The sequence below is a fragment of the Paraburkholderia dioscoreae genome (assembly GCF_902459535.1).
Taxonomy (GTDB): domain Bacteria; phylum Pseudomonadota; class Gammaproteobacteria; order Burkholderiales; family Burkholderiaceae; genus Paraburkholderia; species Paraburkholderia dioscoreae.
On record NZ_LR699553.1, the window covers coordinates 4,210,088 to 4,228,998 of the forward strand.

18 protein-coding genes and 1 pseudogene are annotated in these 18,911 nt (G+C 62.2%); 9 read left to right on the forward strand and 10 right to left on the reverse strand.

Annotated elements, in window-relative coordinates:
- Positions 1–29: 29 nt before the first annotated feature.
- From argC to PDMSB3_RS19095, 4 genes are all read left to right on the forward strand, one after another.
- Positions 30–977, forward strand: a complete 948-nt coding sequence (gene argC / locus PDMSB3_RS19080; protein WP_007179872.1) for an N-acetyl-gamma-glutamyl-phosphate reductase — start codon at positions 30–32, stop codon at positions 975–977.
- Positions 978–1,472: 495 nt separating this feature from the next.
- On the forward strand, positions 1,473–2,906 hold the full coding sequence (locus PDMSB3_RS19085) for a DUF2957 domain-containing protein (RefSeq protein ID WP_007179873.1): 1,434 nt from the start codon (positions 1,473–1,475) through the stop codon (positions 2,904–2,906).
- A 97-nt stretch (positions 2,907–3,003) separates the two neighbouring features.
- A complete protein-coding gene (locus tag PDMSB3_RS19090) occupies positions 3,004–4,248 on the forward strand; it encodes a DUF2957 domain-containing protein (RefSeq protein WP_165187173.1) in 1,245 nt (414 codons plus the stop codon).
- A 171-nt stretch (positions 4,249–4,419) separates the two neighbouring features.
- Entirely contained in the window at positions 4,420–5,244 is an 825-nt protein-coding gene (locus PDMSB3_RS19095; protein ID WP_007179875.1) for an OmpW/AlkL family protein, read from the forward strand.
- A 274-nt stretch (positions 5,245–5,518) separates the two neighbouring features.
- Here PDMSB3_RS19095 and PDMSB3_RS19100 read toward each other — a convergent pair whose 3' ends face one another.
- Both PDMSB3_RS19100 and PDMSB3_RS19105 read right to left on the reverse strand, forming a co-directional pair.
- Entirely contained in the window at positions 5,519–6,154 is a 636-nt protein-coding gene (locus PDMSB3_RS19100) for a LysE family translocator (protein ID WP_007179876.1), read from the reverse strand.
- Between the two features lie 154 nt (positions 6,155–6,308).
- Entirely contained in the window at positions 6,309–7,178 is an 870-nt protein-coding gene (locus tag PDMSB3_RS19105; RefSeq protein WP_007179877.1) for an NAD(P)-dependent oxidoreductase, read from the reverse strand.
- 94 nt (positions 7,179–7,272) lie between these two features.
- On the opposite strand from PDMSB3_RS19105, the gene PDMSB3_RS19110 reads away from it, so the two are divergent.
- Entirely contained in the window at positions 7,273–8,028 is a 756-nt protein-coding gene (locus tag PDMSB3_RS19110; RefSeq protein WP_007179878.1) for a Mut7-C RNAse domain-containing protein, read from the forward strand.
- 136 nt (positions 8,029–8,164) lie between these two features.
- Entirely contained in the window at positions 8,165–8,443 is a 279-nt protein-coding gene (locus PDMSB3_RS19115; protein WP_007179879.1) for a hypothetical protein, read from the forward strand.
- Between the two features lie 154 nt (positions 8,444–8,597).
- On the opposite strand, the gene PDMSB3_RS19120 is transcribed toward PDMSB3_RS19115, so the two are convergent.
- Positions 8,598–8,807: a hypothetical protein gene (locus tag PDMSB3_RS19120; RefSeq protein WP_007179880.1), complete on the reverse strand. Its 210-nt coding sequence runs from the start codon at positions 8,805–8,807 to the stop codon at positions 8,598–8,600.
- A 301-nt stretch (positions 8,808–9,108) separates the two neighbouring features.
- Positions 9,109–9,258: pseudogene (locus PDMSB3_RS19125) on the reverse strand (helix-turn-helix domain-containing protein); the annotation flags it as partial.
- A gap of 284 nt (positions 9,259–9,542) precedes the next feature.
- Between PDMSB3_RS19125 and PDMSB3_RS19130 the strand changes: the two are divergent.
- Complete coding sequence (locus PDMSB3_RS19130) at positions 9,543–10,475, forward strand: DMT family transporter (protein ID WP_035518464.1); 933 nt, start codon at positions 9,543–9,545, stop codon at positions 10,473–10,475.
- A gap of 87 nt (positions 10,476–10,562) precedes the next feature.
- Here PDMSB3_RS19130 and PDMSB3_RS19135 read toward each other — a convergent pair whose 3' ends face one another.
- From PDMSB3_RS19135 to PDMSB3_RS19145, 3 genes are all read right to left on the reverse strand, one after another.
- The gene (locus PDMSB3_RS19135; RefSeq protein ID WP_007179882.1) at positions 10,563–10,817 is read right to left on the reverse strand and encodes a hypothetical protein; all 255 of its coding nucleotides are present in this window, start codon (positions 10,815–10,817) and stop codon (positions 10,563–10,565) included.
- 777 nt (positions 10,818–11,594) lie between these two features.
- Positions 11,595–12,281: a DUF2242 domain-containing protein gene (locus tag PDMSB3_RS19140; protein WP_007179883.1), complete on the reverse strand. Its 687-nt coding sequence runs from the start codon at positions 12,279–12,281 to the stop codon at positions 11,595–11,597.
- 168 nt (positions 12,282–12,449) lie between these two features.
- Positions 12,450–13,103 (reverse strand): lytic transglycosylase domain-containing protein, encoded by a 654-nt coding sequence (locus PDMSB3_RS19145; RefSeq protein ID WP_007179884.1) that lies wholly within the window; start codon positions 13,101–13,103, stop codon positions 12,450–12,452.
- A 371-nt stretch (positions 13,104–13,474) separates the two neighbouring features.
- Here PDMSB3_RS19145 and PDMSB3_RS19150 point away from each other — a divergent pair, with 371 nt between their 5' ends.
- Both PDMSB3_RS19150 and PDMSB3_RS19155 read left to right on the forward strand, forming a co-directional pair.
- Positions 13,475–13,735 carry a DUF6723 family protein gene (locus PDMSB3_RS19150; protein ID WP_007179885.1) on the forward strand — a complete coding sequence of 87 codons (261 nt, stop codon included), beginning with the start codon at positions 13,475–13,477 and terminating at the stop codon, positions 13,733–13,735.
- 111 nt (positions 13,736–13,846) lie between these two features.
- Positions 13,847–14,407 carry a copper-binding protein gene (locus PDMSB3_RS19155; protein WP_232064227.1) on the forward strand — a complete coding sequence of 187 codons (561 nt, stop codon included), beginning with the start codon at positions 13,847–13,849 and terminating at the stop codon, positions 14,405–14,407.
- Positions 14,408–14,510: 103 nt separating this feature from the next.
- On the opposite strand, the gene glmS is transcribed toward PDMSB3_RS19155, so the two are convergent.
- From glmS to ttcA, 3 genes are all read right to left on the reverse strand, one after another.
- Entirely contained in the window at positions 14,511–16,328 is a 1,818-nt protein-coding gene (gene glmS / locus PDMSB3_RS19160; RefSeq protein ID WP_007179887.1) for a glutamine--fructose-6-phosphate transaminase (isomerizing), read from the reverse strand.
- 66 nt (positions 16,329–16,394) lie between these two features.
- Positions 16,395–17,756: a bifunctional UDP-N-acetylglucosamine diphosphorylase/glucosamine-1-phosphate N-acetyltransferase GlmU gene (gene glmU, locus PDMSB3_RS19165; RefSeq protein ID WP_007179888.1), complete on the reverse strand. Its 1,362-nt coding sequence runs from the start codon at positions 17,754–17,756 to the stop codon at positions 16,395–16,397.
- 125 nt (positions 17,757–17,881) lie between these two features.
- Positions 17,882–18,910: a tRNA 2-thiocytidine(32) synthetase TtcA gene (ttcA, locus tag PDMSB3_RS19170; RefSeq protein WP_165187175.1), complete on the reverse strand. Its 1,029-nt coding sequence runs from the start codon at positions 18,908–18,910 to the stop codon at positions 17,882–17,884.
- Between the last annotated feature and the right edge of the window lies 1 nt (position 18,911).

An 18,911-nucleotide genomic window follows, 5' to 3' on the forward strand; every position in this document is an offset into this window, starting at 1 on the left:
CCTGTTTCCAGCAAGCCAGTGAGAGCGAGATGAGCACGAAAGTTTTTGTCGACGGACAGGAAGGCACGACCGGCCTGAAGATTTTCGAATACCTGTCGCAACGCGCCGACGTTGAGATCCTGCGTATCGAAGAAGCGAAACGCAAAGACCTCGAAGAGCGCCGTCGTCTCATCAACGCGTCGAACGTGACGTTCCTGTGTCTGCCGGACGTCGCCTCGCGCGAGTCTGCCTCGCTAGTCGAGAACGATCGCACCGTGCTGATCGACGCCAGCACCGCGTTCCGCACTTCCGCCGATTGGGCCTACGGCCTGCCCGAACTGGCGCGCTCGCAACGCGAGCGTCTGCGCACGGCGAAACGCATTGCCGTGCCGGGGTGCCATGCGTCGGCCTTCGTGCTCGCCATGCGTCCGCTGGTCGAAGCAGGCGTGGTGGCGCCCGAGTTCGCCGCGCATGCCTACTCGATTACCGGCTACAGCGGCGGCGGCAAGAAAATGATTGCCGACTACGAAGCCGGCGGCAACAACAAGCTCAAGAGCCCGCGTCCATATGCGCTCGGTCTCACGCACAAGCATTTGCCGGAAATGGCCGCGCATACGGGCCTGAAGTCGGCGCCGGTCTTCACGCCGATCGTCGGCGACTTCTACAAGGGACTCGCGGTCACCACGTTCTTCTCGCCGAACCAACTGGCGAAGAAAGCAACGCCGCAAGACGTGCAGGCGCTGTTCGCCGAGTACTACGCGGGCGAAGCCTTCGTACACGTTGCCCCGTTCGACGCGGAAGCGAACCTCGACAGCGGCTTCTTCGACGTGCAGGCGAACAACGACACCAATCGCGTCGACCTGTTCGTGTTCGGCAACGAAGAGCGCTTCGTGACCGTCACGCGGCTGGACAACCTGGGCAAGGGCGCTTCGGGCGCGGCCATCCAGTGCATGAACCTCGCGATCGGCGCCAATGAAGAAAGCGGCCTGAAACGCTGAACAAGCATGGAAAAATACAGACGGCGACCTCGCCGTCGAGCTACAGAAAAGCCGGTCCTGATGGACCGGCTTTTCTGTTTTAAAAAACCGCCAATCCCAATTCCTTTCTCCGCGCTTAATCAGTAGTAGCCCGCATTACTTAAAAAATAAAAATGGGACCACCCATAAAGCGCCGGTAATTCATTCCTGATAACGACGTCCACAGCATAGTTTTCCGCATAGGGAAACTCCGGATTTTTTTGCGAACGGTCGTTCGAAGATGATAGAGCCATTTTGCTGCAAGGCTTGCCTGTCAAGGGAGTGCGGCGAAGCAACGATGCCGCCTTCCAGCCGAAAATTCCTTTTTTGTTTAAAAGGGCCGCCTCTGTCCAGACGGTGCGCGCCCGGCAAAAAACATGTTGTTTGAATCAGTCTTTTTAGACGGCTCATTCAATTGACAGCCATTATCCGCACAGCGAAATTAGCTCGCACAATTACATGAAGGGAGACAGCAGCATGTCGCACGCCATTACTCGAGGCCTGGCGATGGCCATTGCCACGGCCCCATTCCTGATCGCCTGCGGTGGCGGCAAGGCCGACAATCCAGGCCCGGTCAACCCAGCGCAATGTTCGGGCGCGAGCTGCGGCGTGCAAGGTCCGCCACCCTCGGGAGCCGGCGCGGCTGCGTTGTGTCCCGCGACTGCCGACATCGTCAAGAGCACGTTCCTGGGCGGGGCGGGTAGCGGCGAAGTCGTGCAACTGAACATCGATGCGACAGCGATGACCTACACGCTGAAGTGGCTCAAGTCACCGATCCCGCTGACCAGCGCCGACGTCACGATCACGCGCGAAGGCACCCAGATCACCGGTGCGGTGATTCATCCGCCGACCGGCATGCTGCCGACTGCGGAGCAAACCCGTTGCGCCTTCATTCTCGGCAAAGGCACCGGCACCGCGCCCGCAGACGGCTCCACTTACACGACACCCGACTTCGTCAACAACCCGAACCCGCCGATGATTCTGGTCGGCCAGGGCGTGGCCGGCGGAGGTATTCCGGGCGCGACCGTCGAGTACGACGGATTGACCATCGTTCCCGGCATCATCGATCACGTTGGCGCAGTGCCGAACCGGCACTTCGACTTCTATCCGTTCCTCGGTTTCGCCAGCACGACGACCGACATCACCAGGCTGGCCGGCACCTACAACGGTTTGCTGTACCACCTCGTGCCGTCCGGCTCGTACGCGGCGACGGCCACCAACACGGTCGAAACCTTCGACGCGGCCGGCAACTGCACGGGCTCGAATCCGGCGAACGCGGCCTTCACGCCGAGCGCGAGCGGCTGCCTGACGACCGGCACGGCGTGGACCGCCAATGGCAGCGGTTACTTCGACAGCCAGAACGCACCGCAGATCGGCGCGCAGCTCAAGCTGCCGCCGCTGAACCAGCCGAGCGGCGTGTCCGCGCAGGCGCACATGATTCTCGGCCAGATCAATGGCGCGACGGTGCCGCTCGTCATTCGCACGGGTTCCGTGAATCTGGGTACGGCCGCCTTGCTGCACGCCGACGCCAAGGTCGACGACGAGTCCGGCATCGCGATGCTCGCGGCGGCCACGCCGCTTGCATCCGGCGGCTTCGACGGCGGCTACGTGGGTGCCGACTCCAACTTCAGGTACACCGCGGCATTGATCCAGGGCGGCGTCGGCACTTTCATCAACCCGTCGACTTCCGCAGCGGAAGACGGCTTCGGTCTCGGCTACAGCTTGCCGAGCCCGGGACTGGTTGGTGTGCAGCAGGCGAACGGTCAGACCGGCCTCGCGATCGCTTCCGGCGGGCTGTACGCCATCGAGATTCAAGGGACCGTGAATGGCGGTGTAGCGCCGACGTCGCAACTCAGCAGCACGGCTTCGAGCGCTCCTTACTTCGGCATTGGCGCGCAAATCAGCAAGTGAGCGATAACGGACCGTCAGTTCGCAGTACGAGACATAAATAAAGCAGGTGGCTGGACTGGGAGCCGGCCACATACAACGAGAAAATTCTGGAGGCGGTATGAAATGGAGAATCCTTTCGGTGCTCGCTCTTGCTGCACCGTTGCTGGGGGCATGTGGTGGCGGCGGCGGTGGTGACGGGCCGGTGACGGAAGTGCGTCTGTGCCCTGCGTCGCTGGACTACGGTACGGTATTCACGGGCGGCGGCGGTGACGGCGAACTGGTCAAGCTGCAACTCGATACGACCAAGATGACCTGGCAGATCAATTACATCGAGTCGCCGATTCCTGCCACCACCGGCACCGTCGTCCCGACGCGCGCCGGGCAATCAGCCAGCGGCACGCTGACCCAGGAAACCATGCTGCCGACCAACAAGCTCAACCAGTGCGCGTTCCGCCTGAACGGCGCGAGTCTCGACCCGAATCGTCCGGCACGGATTTTTGTGGGCGAAGGCGTGGCGGGCGGCACGATTCCGGGCGCCGAAATTTCGTTCGGCGGGATTCTCGGCGTGGGCGCCGTGCCGGACACCAAGTTCCCGTACTACCCGTTCATCGGCTTCTCGTCGATTGAAACGAATCTCGCGAACGTGGCCGGCACGTACAACCAGCTCGGCTATCACCAGGTGCCGTCGCAAAACTTCGCGCCGGTCGCGGTCGATTCAAAGATCACGATCAACGCGGACGGTACGTGGACCGAGTGCGACAACTCCGGCATCAACGCTGGCAAGTGTCAGCAGCCCGGCGGCAATTTCGCGCAATCTGCGGACGGCAGCGGCGCGTTCCAGACCAACAACTTCCTGGGCCAGGCGAAGCCCACGCTCGCAACGACTCCGGAAGCGCGCGGCTACATGATCGTCGGCAAGCTGCGTAACCAGCTGGTGCCGATCCTCGTGCGCACGGGCGCGGCGAACTCGTCGGTGACCGTGCCGCAAAACGGCGCGCTCGGACCGTACGCCGACGATGAGTCGGGCATCTCGATCCTGGCGCCGCAGAGCGCGATCGCGGTGAACTCGCAGAACGGTGAGTACATCGGCGTGGATAGCCAGTTCGACTACCGCACCACCGCGCTCGAAGGCGCCGAAGCCACGCTGCTCGATCCGTTCAACGCATCGCAGGCATCGCTTGCGACGGCGCTGAATCTGGACTTCACGCAAGCCGTGCCGGGTGTGGTGACGACGACGCAAGTGGGCGCATCGACCGGCACCACACCGACCGGAAAAATGATCTTCACGGGCGGCGTGTTCGGCTACCTCGATCTGACCAACGCGGCCTCGCCATATTTCACGATCGGTGCCTTCGTCCAGTAATGGGCGCCCACGCGCCGCCAATCCGCAACGTGGCGTTCGCGTTCCGGTTGCCGCGCAGCGTCACCGCGCGGCAACCGGCGCCCAACGAATATGCAATGCACCGGCGTGGTCATCGACCTGCCGCCGCTTGCCGCGCGCGATCAGCTTCACGCGCGCCTCAGGAGGAACAACATGAAAAGAATCTGTTTCGCGTTACTGGCCGCCTGCCTGTGCGCCAGCGCGCACGCCCAGCATGCGGGCGACAACGTCGCGGTCCTCGGCTGGTTTCACGTCATGCCGCAGGATTCGAGCACGCCGCTCACCACCAATGTCGCGCCGACGCCGATCAACACGCCGTTGCGCCTGCCGAGTTCGTTCACGTCGCCCGGTACGAGCCTGTCGACCAAAAGCGCCGATACGGTCGGTCTGGTATTCAGCCATTACCTCACCGATCACATTGCGGTGACGACGGTGGCAGGTGTGCCGCCGGTGTTCAAGATCTATGGGCACGGCGTCATCAAACCGCCGGGACCGGCCGGCGCGCTCGGCCAGCAGGATCTGGGCGATCCGCAGTCCAATCCGATCGTCAAGAGCGTGCGCCAGTGGAGCCCGGCGCTGCTGTTCCAGTACTACTTCAACGCGCCGACGGCGAAATTCCGGCCGTTCGTCGGCGTCGGCGTGTCGTATAACTGGTTCTCCGACATTCAGCTGAGCCAGAACTTCATCCAGTCGACGCAGAACAACCTCGGCGCGGTGCTGGCCGCCGGTGCGGGCAAGCCGGGGCAGACGCAGGTGTCGGCGAAGGCGTCGTCATCATGGGCGCCGGTGTTCAATGCGGGGCTCGCATACAACATCACCGATCACTGGGGCCTCGTGGCATCGGTCACTTACATTCCGCTGAAGACGACCTCGTCGGTCATCATCAAGGCGGCGGACGGCACGGAACTGGGGGTGTCGAAGGCGGAACTGAAGGCCGATCCGATCATTTCTTTCCTCGCCGTCTCGTACAAGTTCTGAGTTCAGCCTTGACGCAAAAAAGCCGGCGGCCCGGTGCAAGGGCCAGCCGGCTTTGTCTTTTCCGGGACGCTGCAAATTCAGGGCAAAAAAAAGCCCGCCTATTTGGGCGGGCTGAATCCATATCAGAGGAGACATGGAGGAGACAAGACAAACTATAGCAAATGCTTTGGTGCGTCGCAACATACAAATTAGGGTTGACCCTCAACGTTGCAAAAAAACAACATCTTGTAAAATATCCTATGGCCTCCGTTAATGAGGCGTTGCCGCTTGGGGCTCAGTGGCGCACCAGCGCCATCATCGCGCCGAATCCGACAAACACGCCGCCAGTCAGCCGATTGAACATCCGCGCGACGCTGCGGCTTTTCAACCTCGCGCCGATACGCGTGCCAAAACCCGCGTACACCAGATACCAGCTCACTTCGATCACGGCGAAGGTGGCGACGAGCACACCGAATTGCGGCAGCTTGGGTTGCGCGGCGTCGATGAATTGCGGCAACAGCGCCGCGGCGAACAGAATCGCCTTGGGATTGCTGCCTGCGACGAGAAAGCCGTTGCGGAACAGCGCCAGGCGCGAACGTGCGGGCTTCGCGGCCAGGTCGTCGGCGTCGCTGGCGGCGGCTTCGTCGGCCGGCGCGCGCCACGCCTTGATGCCGAGATACACGAGGTAGGCCGCGCCGATCATCCGCAGCGCGTTGAACATGGCCGGCCAGGCTTCGAGAAAGACGCCGAGCCCCGCGGCCGATACCGCCAGCATCAGCACCAGCGCCGACAGGCAACCCGCCATCGTCGCGCTGGAGCGGCGCAGGCCGTGCTGGGCGCCGTGCGTCATCACGAGCAGCATGTTCGGACCGGGAATCGCAGAAACGACAAAGACAGTGGCGACGAACAGCCACCAGGTATGCAGACTCATGGGAATCGAGGCGGGTAAGGGAGCGGACGGCTATTATGCCCGCCCGCGCCTGTCAGTGTGACGCCTGCCGCCATAGCAGCCCCGTCAGTGCCCGCCTCGCAGTACGCCCGCCTGTTTGTCAGTGCCTGCCTCTCAGCGCCGCCTCCCGTACCTCTCAGCGCCCGGCTCGCCGTGCGGCGACTTGCCCCAACACCGCGAAATCCTTCTCACCATCACCGTGAGCTACGGCTTCAATCAGGCTGTCGCGCACCACGCTGGCGATCGGCAGCGGTGTGGTCACGGCATCGGCCGCTGCCAGTGCAAGACGGATGTCCTTCAGGCCGAGTCGCGCCTTGAACAGCGCCGGCTCGTAGCGCTGCTCGGCGATCAGCTTGCCGTAGCCCGAATAGACCGGCCCCGGAAACAGGCCGCTTGTAATGACGTCGAGGAAATCCTGCATGGCCAGACCGTGCCCGGTCACCAGCGTGGCCGCTTCGCCGAGCGTCTCGACCGCTGCACCGAGCATGAAGTTGGCGGCCAGCTTCATGACGTTCGCCTGCTGCGGCAGCGACCCGATCCGCCAGGTCTTCTGGCCGATCGCGTCGAAAATCGGCTGAACGCGGTCGATCGACTCGGCCGGTCCGCCCGCCACAATGGTCAGCTTGCCCGCCGCCGCGACATCGGGCCGGCCCAGCACCGGCGCGGCCACGTAGTGAATACCGCGCGACGCGTGCGCGGTCGCCAGTTCCTCGGCCAGCGCCACGGAAATCGTCGCCATGTTCACGTGAGTGAGCCCGCGCGGAGCATGTTCCAGCAGGGTGGCGGTGATGACTTCGCGCAACGCGCTGTCGTCGGCGAGCATCGAGAACACGGCGTCGCCCGCAAACGCTTCGGCCGGCGTCGCGACAATCCGCGCGCCTGCGTCGACGAGCGGTTGCGCGCGTTCCGGTGAGCGGTTCCACACGCGCACCTGATGCCCGGCTTTCAAAATGTTTGCAACCATCGCGGCGCCCATCTCGCCGAGACCGATAAAACCGATGTCCATCTGTCGCTCCGTCTTCTAAAGAACTGGAAGTAAAGCACACCCATGCGACACGTGCAGGACAGCACGCAACGAAACACGGTGCGATACTGCAGCAATGGTGACCGCGACATTCCGCTTCTACGAGGAGCTGAACGATTTTCTCGCCCGCCCACTGCGCCGGCGCGCGTTCAGTTACGCCTGTGCGCCGGGCGCCACCGCCAAGCACATGATCGAAGCGCTCGGCGTGCCGCACACCGAAGTCGAACTGATTCTGGTCAATGGCGAATCGGTCGGTTTCAATCATCCCCTCGCGGACGGCGATCGCATAGCCGTCTATCCGAAGTTTGAAGCGCTCGACATCCAGCCGCTCCTGCGCGTACGCGAGCGGCCGCTGCGCGTGGTGCGTTTCATCGCCGACGCGCATCTGGGCGGCCTCGCGCCGCTCCTGCGGCTCGCCGGCTTCGATACGCTGTACGACAATCACTTTCCCGACGCCGACATCGAAGCACTTGCCGCTGCGCAACAGCGCATCGTCCTGACGCGCGACCGCGAGTTATTGAAACGCCGCAACATCACGCATGGCTGCTACGTCCGCACGCTCAGGCCGCGCGAACAATTGCGCGAAGTGTTTGAACGGCTCGATCTGGCCGGCAGCGCGCAACCGTTCCGCCTGTGTCTGATGTGCAATGTGCCGCTACGGCGTATCCCCAAGGAGGAAGTCGGCACGCGCGCTCCCGACGGCGTACTGGAAAGGCATGCCCAGTTCGTGACCTGCGACGTGTGCCGTCGCGTGTTCTGGGAGGGTACGCATTGGCAAAGAATGCGCGCGCTGATGGACAGCGTGGCTGCCGCGCCGGACCGGTCCGCGTAAACCTCGCTTGAGGTCCACCTTCGTTCCCTCTGCGCGCGGCGATACATGTGCATGAAACCCCGAACGCCACGCACTCGCGCGGCGTGCGGCACGGTGCGTACAATGCGGGATTACTTATCTGGCAGAGGCCTTCCGTATGGCGATGAAAAAAACCGACCTTGAAAAGAACAAGGCGCTCAAGCTGAACAACGCAATGAAGCTGTCGACCGCCGAGCGCTTCGGCAAAGCGGCGGCCGCCGAGCCGAAACTCGATCGCCGCGAACAGCGCAAGCTCGATCAGGCACAGGGTCTCGTCGCATTCGCGTGCAAGCTGAACGGCGATCTGGTGACCGAACTGAAAGAGCGGGCAGCGACCCATCCAGAAGGAATGACAGGGCTGCTGAACGAAGTCATCAAGCGGGGCCTTGCGGGCTGAGGGCCGCGCAAACCGCGCCCCGAATGCAAAAAGGCCAGAGCATGAACTCTGGCCTTTTTGCTTGCAACGCCTTCATCCGGTTCACACTGCGCCGGCCGGCTAGCGGCGCGATGCGGTTGACCGGCGAAGCTGGCCCGAAGAATCGGGCGACAGCTTAGTTTTGCGTGCCCTTGTCATTCGTGCCGGCTGCCGAAGCGGCTGCCGAAACCGGAGCGCGCTTGCCGTGCGTCTTCAGCTTCTTGATGTGATGCTTCTTCGGCGCGCTTGCTGCAGCAGCCGGTGCTGCGTCCGACGCTTGTGCGAAAGCTTGAACGGAAACCAGCGCGATCGAAGCGGCTGCGAGCGAGACGATAAGTTTTTTCATGTGTTGTTCCCCAAACCTGGACGACTGAGTCAATGTGAATGAATAAGCTGCACGGTGAAGCAGACAGGGCTTGAGGCGCCTTCCCGCTCCCCGCGGGAGAGTATTACCCAGTGTAGGCGGTTTGTCATGCCCAAAACTCGATATGTATTTTCCGGGAGACAGCTTGCTTTCGGCGTCCTTTCACTCGTTAAGTATCCCATACCAGGGCATTCACCTAGACCGCCTCAAACCAGGTTGCGCAGCAGGCTGGCGTTCTCCAGAAGGGTTGGCAACACGCGGTGCAGCGCGGCGTTTGCCGACTCAGCGTCAACAGATAGCGCCGCGCCGCCGTGCGCGACAGGCCTGCGCGAGCGGCCACTGCGGCTGGCGTCATGCGCGCGTGCTCTTCATCGAATGCTTCGATGATCGCCAGCGCTTTCGCGGCGCCGGCGATCCAGTCTTTCTCGTCCATTGCGTTTGCCTGAGAATCAGCCGGCTCGTCGGGCCAGTGGTGTACTGAGCTCAATGGCCGTCGCGCGATTATCGCGCGAGTCGGCATCGGCGCGCGGCCGTGGGTCAATTGGAGCATTCGACGCCAAGCGCATCTGTTCGAGGATGCCGGCACTGCGCGATGTGCGAACGCCAGAGCTGCCGTGCCCAGGTATCATGTCTGCGCCGAGCCGCGGCGTACCGCTCGAGCCGTCGCCGACCGGCCGCGAACACCTTGTGACAACCACCGAAACTGAAAGACCACCGTTGAAAGCCGAAACCCGCCAACACCTGCGTGCCAATGTGCTGATGCTGATCGCTGCGATGATCTGGGGCTCAGCGTTCGTCGCTCAGCGCCTGAGTCTCGATGCGATCGGACCGTTTCTGTTCACCGGACTGCGCTTCCTGCTCGGCGCACTCGTCGTGCTGACGCTGATCGTTTGCGTCCGGCGCTCCGCGCTGGCTGAACTGTCGAAGCGCGAACCCGGCGGCGCACGCGAACTGCTGGGCGCGGGCGTGCTGCTCGGCATGGTGCTGGCCGCCTCGATTTCGCTGCAACAGATCGGCCTGCAATACACGAAGGTCGCCAACGCAGGCTTCATCAGTTCGTTGTACGTGGTAATCGTGCCCTTGCTTGGTGTGCTCTTCAAACATCGCACGGGAATCGGCACGTGGCTCGGTGCGGCGCTCGCCGCGGTCGGCATGTATTTTCTGAGCGTGAACGAGCAGTTTTCGATACTGTACGGCGATTGGTATCAGCTTGCCGGTGCACTCGTGATTTCCATCCAGATGATGCTGGTCGGACGCTTCGCGCTGCGCCACGACGCGCTCATGCTCGCACTCGTGCAGTTCGTGACGTGTGGGCTCGCGTGCCTCGTTGTCGGTCTCGCCATCGAACCGTTCAGTCTTGCGGTAATCGCGCGCGCCGCACCGACTATCGTGTACGGCGGAGCGCTGTCGGTCGGCGTCGCCTATACGATTCAGGTGGTCGCGCAGAAGCATGCGGCGCCGTCGCACGCCGCGGTGATCTTCAGCATGGAAGGCGTATTCGCCGCGCTGGCAGCCTGGCTCGTGCTCGACGAGACAATGTCGGCGCGCGCGCTGGCTGGATGTGCGCTGGTGCTGGCGGGTTTGATCGTGTGTCAGGTGATGCCGGCCTGGCAACGCGGGCATGAACGCTTGCCTCGCGCATCGTCCTGAAGATGTAGCCAGCCGCTCCATTCCACGCCGAAGCGTGCGAAGCCGTTGCGAAGACGGTCGACGTCGGTGAGTTGCGCACCCGCGCCTTCAGGCCGCTCGCGAATGCTGGGCAAACAGTGCCGGCGTATCGGCGGTAGGCGGAAACACGCACCAGCAGCCGTCGTCGTGACGAAAGAAGAATAATCCGCGTGAACCCGCTTCGAGCGAAGTCTCGACGCGTACGTAGCGCCGGCCACCCAAGCGGGTGCGGCTGAATTCGGTGACATGAACTGGCACGGAAGGCTCTGGCGCGAGCCATTTTTCCACAAGAAACCGCAGCGACTGCTCGCTCTCCATTCTCATGATCCGCTCCGGGCTGGCTTATCCTGATGCGCATCACGCGTGGCCTCGGTATTGTCGTCGCGGTCTGCAACGTCCGCGTCGTGTTCGGCGGACGCGAGCGTGATGGCCCGGTTGGTGGCTGCCGCCCGCAGCGTGCTGCAATGGGTGGCATGTCGAATATCCGATAGAAGACGGACAAGCTGTCGTGCTGTTCTGCGTTTCATTACACACCCCCGCACTGCACCAATAACCTCAGAAAACACTTTAACTCTATGCCTGGATCGGCCATTGCCCAAATCGTTTTGACTAAATAGCAACAGTCGCGCTTGCAAAAAGACAGACGCAATCTTTGTACCGTCCGTCTTCAATGTGCGCGTCTGCCGTCCAGCGGTCTGTACGGTGCCGAGCGCTTGCCGAAGTTGAAAAACCTGCCCGGCAAGCAGTGAAGAAAGCGCCTGGAAGGCGAGTTATCCACAATTGCCTATGAATAACTTCGGGATAGCGCATGGAACAGCCTGTGAGTGGAATCTTGATAAGGCGGCCGGCCGGGCAAGCCCATCAAAGTTATCCCGGTTCTGTAGTCTTTCTACAGAGGTGTCCCGCAGGGTTATGCCGTCCGTATTACATTGATATGTCGGCACATTTGCGAGTTATCCACAGAAGGGGTTAACCCTTGTTAACTATTACTACATATATATACGTATGAAGTAAAAGACATAGGATAAGCCGCGCTTCGTGATGAGATTGAAGGCTGATCGGCGCTTGATCAGCCTTCATACGAGATCTGCTACCGGTGACTCAGGGCGCCACGCCAACCCCACTCGCCGGGGACAAGGACGCCGCCGCGCCGATCGCGTCGGGCATCTCGGGAATGGGTGCCGGAGCCGTCGCTTCGACTGGCACCGGCAGCAGGCGCGTCTCGATCCGGCTACTCGCGACCGGTTGCGTGCGCACCACCGTTTGCAGATAGTGATCAACGAGGCCGAAGAAACGGTCGTAGAACTTGCCCGACGGAATCGTCTCGCTCGAAATCTTGACCAACGCATCGCTGTTCGAACGAATCGGCAGCGACAGTGAACCCAGCACGCTCAACCCAACGCTCGCCGAGGTATCGCTTTTCTTCAACGCAAAGCCATTCTGCACGGCATTGACGTAGACGATGCTGGTGTCGCTCGCCTCTTCGCCCGGCGTACAGACCACATGAAATTCGACCACCACGTGACTATCGCCCGTCGGCTGGAAATTCTTGGTGCCGTCGACGGTGTCGTTGCGCGTCATCGTCGTCAGGTAGCCTTGGCTCAACAGGGCACGACGTGCGGCCTCGCAGGTGTCCGTAGTGCTCGAATTGAAATTGCGCGCGTACGGGCTCGCGCCGGTTTCGAACAGTTCCTGCTGGAATTTCAGCTGCGGCGTGCTGCTACAGGCGGCAACGGTCAACAGGCCGATAAGCGCGGCGGCTGTGGTTCTGGAAAACGAGGTCAACATGGTCGATCGGAAGAGGCGCCACGTAAGCGCGAATGGGAATGCATTGTAGAGCGGTTGCCAGATATGCGTAAAAAGCACGCAAACCCGTAGTCTTACAGGACGTGACAGTGCATCACCATGACCGCGGTGCCGTGGCGGGAAAAGGAGCGGAGGGAAACAGGATGTCGCCTAGCGCGACGTTGGAGGAAGTCCCATCGAAGACGCGACCGCGCCGTTTTTCCCGGCTGCGCCTATAGCCGGCACGGTGAACGCATCGGCCCAGTTATCCAGCGCCGCGCAGTGATCGGACACTGACTGCGCCGCGCACGCGGCGGCTTGCGCGTCTGTCTGCTGCGCCGTGTCTTGCGGTGCGGCGACCGCCGCGAAATCGCCGACCCGCAAGTTCACCTTCTGTGCATAAGCTTGCGACCCGCCGTAGCTCTTGAGCGCGGCGTTCATGTCGCCATTGGCAGAGCGCATATAGCCATACAGGATCGCCGAGCCTACTTCGATGTTCGCGGTCGGCTCGGTAAGATCCTTGACGTTCCTCAGCAACCCGCGATGCGCGCCCGGCACGACCTGCATCAACCCGGTTGCGCCGTTGGCGCCCTTGGCCTTTTCCTTGAAGCGGGATTCGATCGAGATGATCGCCAGCAGGAGCGCCGGCGGGAGGGAGTATTTCGACGCGGCGGATTGCACTGCGTCCGAAATCTTCTGAGCCTTTTCCTTTGCCAGGCCGAATTTGTGCGTCAGATACGCGGACATTCGCTCGGTGTTCTCGTCGGCCGCCGCGGTCTGTATGAGGCCGAGCGAAAGCACGATCAGGCAAAGTAACCGGCTCATAGCGGAAGATGGGAAAAGAAAGGGATCGGGGCATTATAGCTCTGCCCCCAAATTAGACCCAGAACGAGCATAAATTCGTCTTAAGAATCGCAGCCGGCCAAGGGCTCTTTTCGCATCGCAATGCGACGGGTTCGGCTTCGGGGCGTGATGGTCGTTCAGCGTGACCGGGAAAGCGGCGACGTGAAGACTACGAGAATCCGCATACCCCACGGCGACAGGAGAAGCGCCGTTTGGCTCGCCGATCCGCCGATCGAATCCTCCCGGATTTGAGACAATGAAGCCTACCGGTGAATGTCTTCCCGGGACAACCGGGTGTAGGCTTGGCGTTTCCTGCCGATGCCGGCCCATTGAACAAGCGATGCTCCCAGGTAATGAGCAAGACCGCATTTATTCCAAGCGTGCCCGCGACGTCGGAGGACGATTTCGACATTTCGGCCACGTCGAAACTCGCCGGCTACAAGCGTTTTTTCGGCGTGCTGAAAGTGGTTCGAACCACGGACGGACGCGTACTGTTTCCATTCGACGGCGCGCCCGAACTCGGGCCGTATGCAACCAAGCTGGAAGCGATCGCCGCAGCGCAGGTGTACGGCGAACATATTGTCACCAGCGACCTGGCACGCCCGGAGTTGTAGGCGCCCGCGCGTGGCGGGTTTTGAGTTGATTGCTTGAGTTATTGATCGTGATGATCACTTCGGGAGCAGAGAATGACCTGTTCGCGCAAAGTCCGCTCATGGACCGCTGTGATGTTTGGGGTAGTTGTGCTGGCGAGCGTGCTGGCCGCGCACTGTCAATCCACCTTCGCGCAGGACACCGATGCTCACGCCGGGCAACAGGCGCTGGCGCGCGCCGAGTTGATTCACGCTCAAGTCCGCGTCGTCGCAATCAATACCGCCACGAACAGCGTTACGCTGCGCGGTCCGCGCGGCAATCTGGCTGACGTGGACGTCAATCCTGCCCTCGCCGATGTCAGCCGGCTCAAGATCGGCGACAAGCTCAATGTTGCGTATCAGCAGGCGCTACTGCTTAACATCGACAGGTTATCCACCAAGGGTGTGCGCGAACGCGTGGAGACGACCGCAGCGATACCGGCTTCGGCGGGCTACGCGTCGTCGGCGCATAGCGTGAGGGTGATCGCCACGGTGTTGAAGATTGACCGCAAGAGCCGCATGGTGACGCTGCGTGGACCGAAGCATCGACAAGTGCTCAGGGCCGCGAAGGGAATTTCGCTCGATCAGTTGAAAGTGGGCGATAGCGTGCGCGCGGAGTTTGTTTCGGCGGCGGCGGTGAAATTGGTGCGGGAGTGAGGGTTGTTCGGCGCCAACCGTAGGGACGAAAAAAACCACCCGTGGGCGGGTGGTTTTTTCAACGGCGTGGCGTGGTGGTGACGTTAAACGAACACCATCCCCCTCACTCCACCGTCACCGACTTCGCCAGATTCCGCGGCTTATCCACATCCGTACCCCGCGCACACGCCGTGTGATACGCCAGCAACTGCAGCGGCACCACATGCAGGATCGGCGACAACAGGCCGTAATGCTCCGGCATCCGGATCACATGCAAGCCTTCATCGTTGACGATCTTCGTATCCGCGTCGGCAAACACATACAGCTGACCGCCCCGCGCGCGCACCTCCTGAATATTCGACTTCAGCTTTTCCAGCAGCGCGTCGTTCGGCGCCACCGTTACCACCGGCATGGCTTCAGTCACGAGCGCGAGCGGCCCATGCTTCAACTCGCCGGCCGGATAAGCCTCGGCGTGGATATACGAAATTTCCTTGAGCTTGAGCGCGCCCTCAAGTGCGATCGGATAATGCAAGCCGCGCCCTAGGAACAGCGCATGTTCCTTACGCGAAAACTCTTCCGACCACGCAATGATCTGCGGCTCCAGCGCCAGCACGCTATTCAATGCCGCCGGCAAGTGACGCAGTTGCTTCAGATACTCAGCTTCCTGCTCTTCGCTCACACGCCCGCGCAACTTGCCCAGCGTTGCCGCCAGCACGAACAGCGCAACCAGTTGCGTCGTGAACGCCTTGGTCGATGCAACACCGATCTCGCGGCCCGCGTGGGTCAGGAACGCCAGCTCGGTCTGGCGCACCATCGCGCTCGTTCCGACGTTGCAGATTGCCAGCGTATGTTTGTGACCGAGATCCTGTGCATGTTTGAGCGCCGCCAACGTGTCCGCCGTTTCGCCCGATTGGGATATCACGACGACCAGCGACTTCGGATTCGGCACCGACTCTCGATAGCGATACTCGCTGGCAATTTCCACCTGAGTGGGAATCTTCGCGATCGATTCGAGCCAGTACTTCGCGGTCAGCCCCGAGTAATAGCTCGTGCCGCACGCCAGAATCAGCAGGCTGTCGATCTCTGCGAACACCTTGCCCGCGCCCTCGCCGAATAGCGACGGATCGAACGAATCCGCTTGCGGAATCGTGTCCGTGATCGCGCGCGGCTGCTCGAAAATTTCCTTCTGCATGAAGTGACGATACGGGCCGAGTTCGACCGCGCCGCCATACGCAGCCACCTGGCGCACTTCGCGCTGCGCCTCATAGCCGTCGCGATCGGCAATGCGCACGCCCTCAAGCGACAGTTCGCAGACGTCGCCTTCCTCGAGGAAGATGAACCGTTCGGTGCTGCCCGCGAGCGCCAGCGCGTCCGAGGCAAGGAAGTTCTCACCCTCGCCGAGACCGACCACCAGTGGTGAACCCTGCCGCGCGCCGACCACCGTATGCGGCTGGTCTTTATGCAACACAGCGATCGCATACGCGCCGTGCAGTTGCCCGACCGTTTCCCGCACCGCCGCGAACAGATCGCCGCGATACAGGCTGTGAATCAGATGCGCGATAACCTCTGTGTCGGTCTGCGAGACAAACGTGTAACCCTTGCCGCGCAGCATTTCGCGCAGCACTTCGTAGTTCTCGATGATGCCGTTGTGTACCAACGCGAGCGTGTCTTTCGAGAAGATCGGGTGGGCGTTGTCCGTGACCGGCGCGCCATGCGTGGCCCAGCGCGTATGCGCGATACCCGTGATGCCTTCGAGATGGCTTTCACGCACCTGCTCGTCGAGATCGGCCACACGCGCGACGCTGCGCGCACGGCGCGGACCGTCGCTGCCGAGCACGGCCACGCCGCACGAATCGTAGCCGCGATACTCGAGGCGACGCAGTCCTTCGATCAGGACGGGAACGATGTTACGTTGCGCTACCGCGCCGACAATGCCACACATGGATCATTCCTTTTCAGTGCTAGTGCCGGGTTTCAAGGAGCGCGCCTCGTGCGCGCGTCATGCCCATCAGCTCTTCTTTTTGGTCGGGCGCACGTAGCCCGTTTTGCTCGTTTGCGTCTTGTCGTTCAGGACCAGCGCGTCCGCTTCGACGTCCTTCCAGACCGTGGTGCCCGCAGCGATCGTCACGCCGCGCTTCACACGCACCGGCGCAACCAGTTGCGTGTCCGAACCGACGAACACGTCGTCTTCGATAATCGTGCGGAATTTGTTCGCGCCATCGTAATTGCAGGTGATGGTGCCCGCGCCGATGTTCACCCGCGCGCCGATATCCGCGTCGCCGATATACGTGAGGTGATTCGCCTTCGAACCGTGACCGAGCACCGCGTTCTTCACCTCGACGAAGTTGCCGACATGCGACTCGTCATGCAGCGACGCGCCTGGGCGCAAGCGCGCATACGGTCCGAGCACGACATTCGCGCCGACCTCGGCGCCTTCGATATGGGTGAACGCGTCAATGCGCGTACCGGCGCCGATGTTCGCATTGCGGATCACGCAGTTCGGCCCGACGGTGACGTTGTCGGCCAGCGTGACGCGCCCTTCGAATACGCAGTTCACGTCGATCGAGACATCGCGGCCGCATTCCAGCGTGCCGCGCACGTCCAGACGCGCCGGATCGGCAAGCGTCACACCCGCGACCAGCAACGCGTCAGCCACGTTGCGCTGATGAATCCGCTCGAGCTCGGCAAGCTGCTGCTTGCTGTTCACGCCGAGCGTTTCCCATTCGTGGTCCGGTTGCGTGGTGACGACTTCGAGACCGGCCTCGATCGCCATTTCCACCGCGTCGGTCAGATAGAACTCGCCTTGCGCATTGTCGTTCTTCAGCGCGGCGAGCCAGTCGCCCAGACGTTCGGTCGGCGCGACGATGATGCCGGTGTTGATCTCGGCGATCTCGAGCTGCTCGGGCGTCGCGTCTTTCTGCTCGACGATGCGCGCCACCTTGCCATGCGCATCGCGCACGATGCGCCCGTAGCCGCTCGGGTCAGCGAGCGTGACGGTGAGCACGCCGTAGCCGCCCTGCCCCGCGCGATCGGTCAACGCCCGCAGCGTGCCGGCGCGCGTGAGCGGCACGTCGCCGTAAAGCACCAGCGTGGGCGCGGACGGGTCGAGTAGCGGCAACGCCTGCTGCACCGCGTGGCCCGTGCCGAGTTGCTGCTCCTGCACGGCGAATTGCACGTCCGGCGCCGCGACGGCTTTGCGCACGGCTTCGGCACCGTGGCCGATCACCACCACGAGACGCGTGGGCTCGAGCGTGCGAGCCGTGTCGATGACGTGAGCGAGGAGCGGCCGACCGGCCAGGGGATGCAGCACTTTGGGAAGCGCGGACCGCATGCGCTTGCCGGTGCCTGCCGCCAAAATCACAATGTTCATGGCACCGCAAATAGACGAGTTTGGAGCCGACGATTCTAACACGCACCCTCTAACGAAAAAGGCCGCTTTAGCGGCCTCGTTGCAAACTGGAATGGACGGAGACGCCCGTGCCACGGGCGTTTTGGTCAAAGATCGTCAAACTGGACGATTGCAATCGATTGCGCTCCGTCAAGCGCCATGCCATTACCGGCGTCGGTCGAACACGGCTCTTCGTCGAACGCAATATCGCCTTGCGGATCGGCCTCGCCGGTCGCGCGCAGAGCGGCGAACGGGAACAGCTTGTGATCCATCAAATGCGAGGGCACGACATTCGACAACGCATTGAACATATTTTCAATGCGGCCCGGGAAACGCTTCTCCCAGTCGCGCACCAGCGCCTTCATTTCCGCGCGCTTGAGATTCGGCTGGCTGCCGCACAGGTTGCACGGAATGATCGGGAATTCGCGCAGCTCGGCGTACTTCTCCAGATCGGTTTCCTTCACGTAGGCGAGCGGGCGGATCACGATATTCTTGCCGTCGTCCGATTGCAGCTTGGGCGGCATGCCCTTCAGCTTGCCGCCGTAGAACATGTTCAGCAGCAGCGTTTGCAGAATGTCGTCGCGATGATGGCCGAGCGCGATCTTGGTCGCGCCCAGTTCGCCCGCCACGCGGTACAGAATGCCGCGCCGCAGCCGCGAGCACAGCGAGCAGGTGGTCTTGCCTTCCGGCACCAGCCGCTTGACGATGCTGTACGTATCCTGATTCTCGATGTGAAACGGAATGTCGAGCTGCTTCAGGTATTCGGGCAGCACGTGCTCGGGAAAGCCCGGCTGCTTCTGGTCGAGATTGACGGCGACGATGTCGAAGTTGATCGGCGCGCGCTCGCGCAGCCGCATCAGGATTTCGAGCATCGCATAGCTGTCCTTGCCGCCGGACAGGCAGACCATCACCTTGTCGCCGTCCTCGATCATGTTGAAGTCGACGATCGCCTCGCCGACCTGGCGCGCGAGCCGCTTGAACAGCTTGTTGTTCTCGTACGCTTCCTTCTGTTCGCGGCGTGTGAGCGGCGACTTGGCGCGCGCGGCGGTTTGCGTCGCGCCGGCCGCGCCCACGGCCTCGGCGGCAGCGGCGGTTGCGGCGGTTGCGGCGCCGTTCAGGATTTCCGGAGCATTCATG

Coding starts and splice junctions, on each gene's coding strand:
- PDMSB3_RS19110 (WP_007179878.1), top strand. CDS start 7,273: ATGGTGACCGCGACATTCCGCTTCTACGAGGAGCTGAACGATTTTCTC.
- PDMSB3_RS19090 (WP_165187173.1), top strand. CDS start 3,004: ATGAAATGGAGAATCCTTTCGGTGCTCGCTCTTGCTGCACCGTTGCTG.
- glmU (WP_007179888.1), bottom strand. CDS start 17,756: ATGAACATTGTGATTTTGGCGGCAGGCACCGGCAAGCGCATGCGGTCC.
- PDMSB3_RS19100 (WP_007179876.1), bottom strand. CDS start 6,154: ATGAGTCTGCATACCTGGTGGCTGTTCGTCGCCACTGTCTTTGTCGTT.
- argC (WP_007179872.1), top strand. CDS start 30: ATGAGCACGAAAGTTTTTGTCGACGGACAGGAAGGCACGACCGGCCTG.
- ttcA (WP_165187175.1), bottom strand. CDS start 18,910: ATGAATGCTCCGGAAATCCTGAACGGCGCCGCAACCGCCGCAACCGCC.
- PDMSB3_RS19145 (WP_007179884.1), bottom strand. CDS start 13,103: ATGAGCCGGTTACTTTGCCTGATCGTGCTTTCGCTCGGCCTCATACAG.
- glmS (WP_007179887.1), bottom strand. CDS start 16,328: ATGTGTGGCATTGTCGGCGCGGTAGCGCAACGTAACATCGTTCCCGTC.
- PDMSB3_RS19155 (WP_232064227.1), top strand. CDS start 13,847: ATGTTTGGGGTAGTTGTGCTGGCGAGCGTGCTGGCCGCGCACTGTCAA.
- PDMSB3_RS19085 (WP_007179873.1), top strand. CDS start 1,473: ATGTCGCACGCCATTACTCGAGGCCTGGCGATGGCCATTGCCACGGCC.
- PDMSB3_RS19150 (WP_007179885.1), top strand. CDS start 13,475: ATGAGCAAGACCGCATTTATTCCAAGCGTGCCCGCGACGTCGGAGGAC.
- PDMSB3_RS19095 (WP_007179875.1), top strand. CDS start 4,420: ATGAAAAGAATCTGTTTCGCGTTACTGGCCGCCTGCCTGTGCGCCAGC.
- PDMSB3_RS19140 (WP_007179883.1), bottom strand. CDS start 12,281: ATGTTGACCTCGTTTTCCAGAACCACAGCCGCCGCGCTTATCGGCCTG.
- PDMSB3_RS19120 (WP_007179880.1), bottom strand. CDS start 8,807: ATGAAAAAACTTATCGTCTCGCTCGCAGCCGCTTCGATCGCGCTGGTT.
- PDMSB3_RS19115 (WP_007179879.1), top strand. CDS start 8,165: ATGGCGATGAAAAAAACCGACCTTGAAAAGAACAAGGCGCTCAAGCTG.
- PDMSB3_RS19135 (WP_007179882.1), bottom strand. CDS start 10,817: ATGAGAATGGAGAGCGAGCAGTCGCTGCGGTTTCTTGTGGAAAAATGG.
- PDMSB3_RS19105 (WP_007179877.1), bottom strand. CDS start 7,178: ATGGACATCGGTTTTATCGGTCTCGGCGAGATGGGCGCCGCGATGGTT.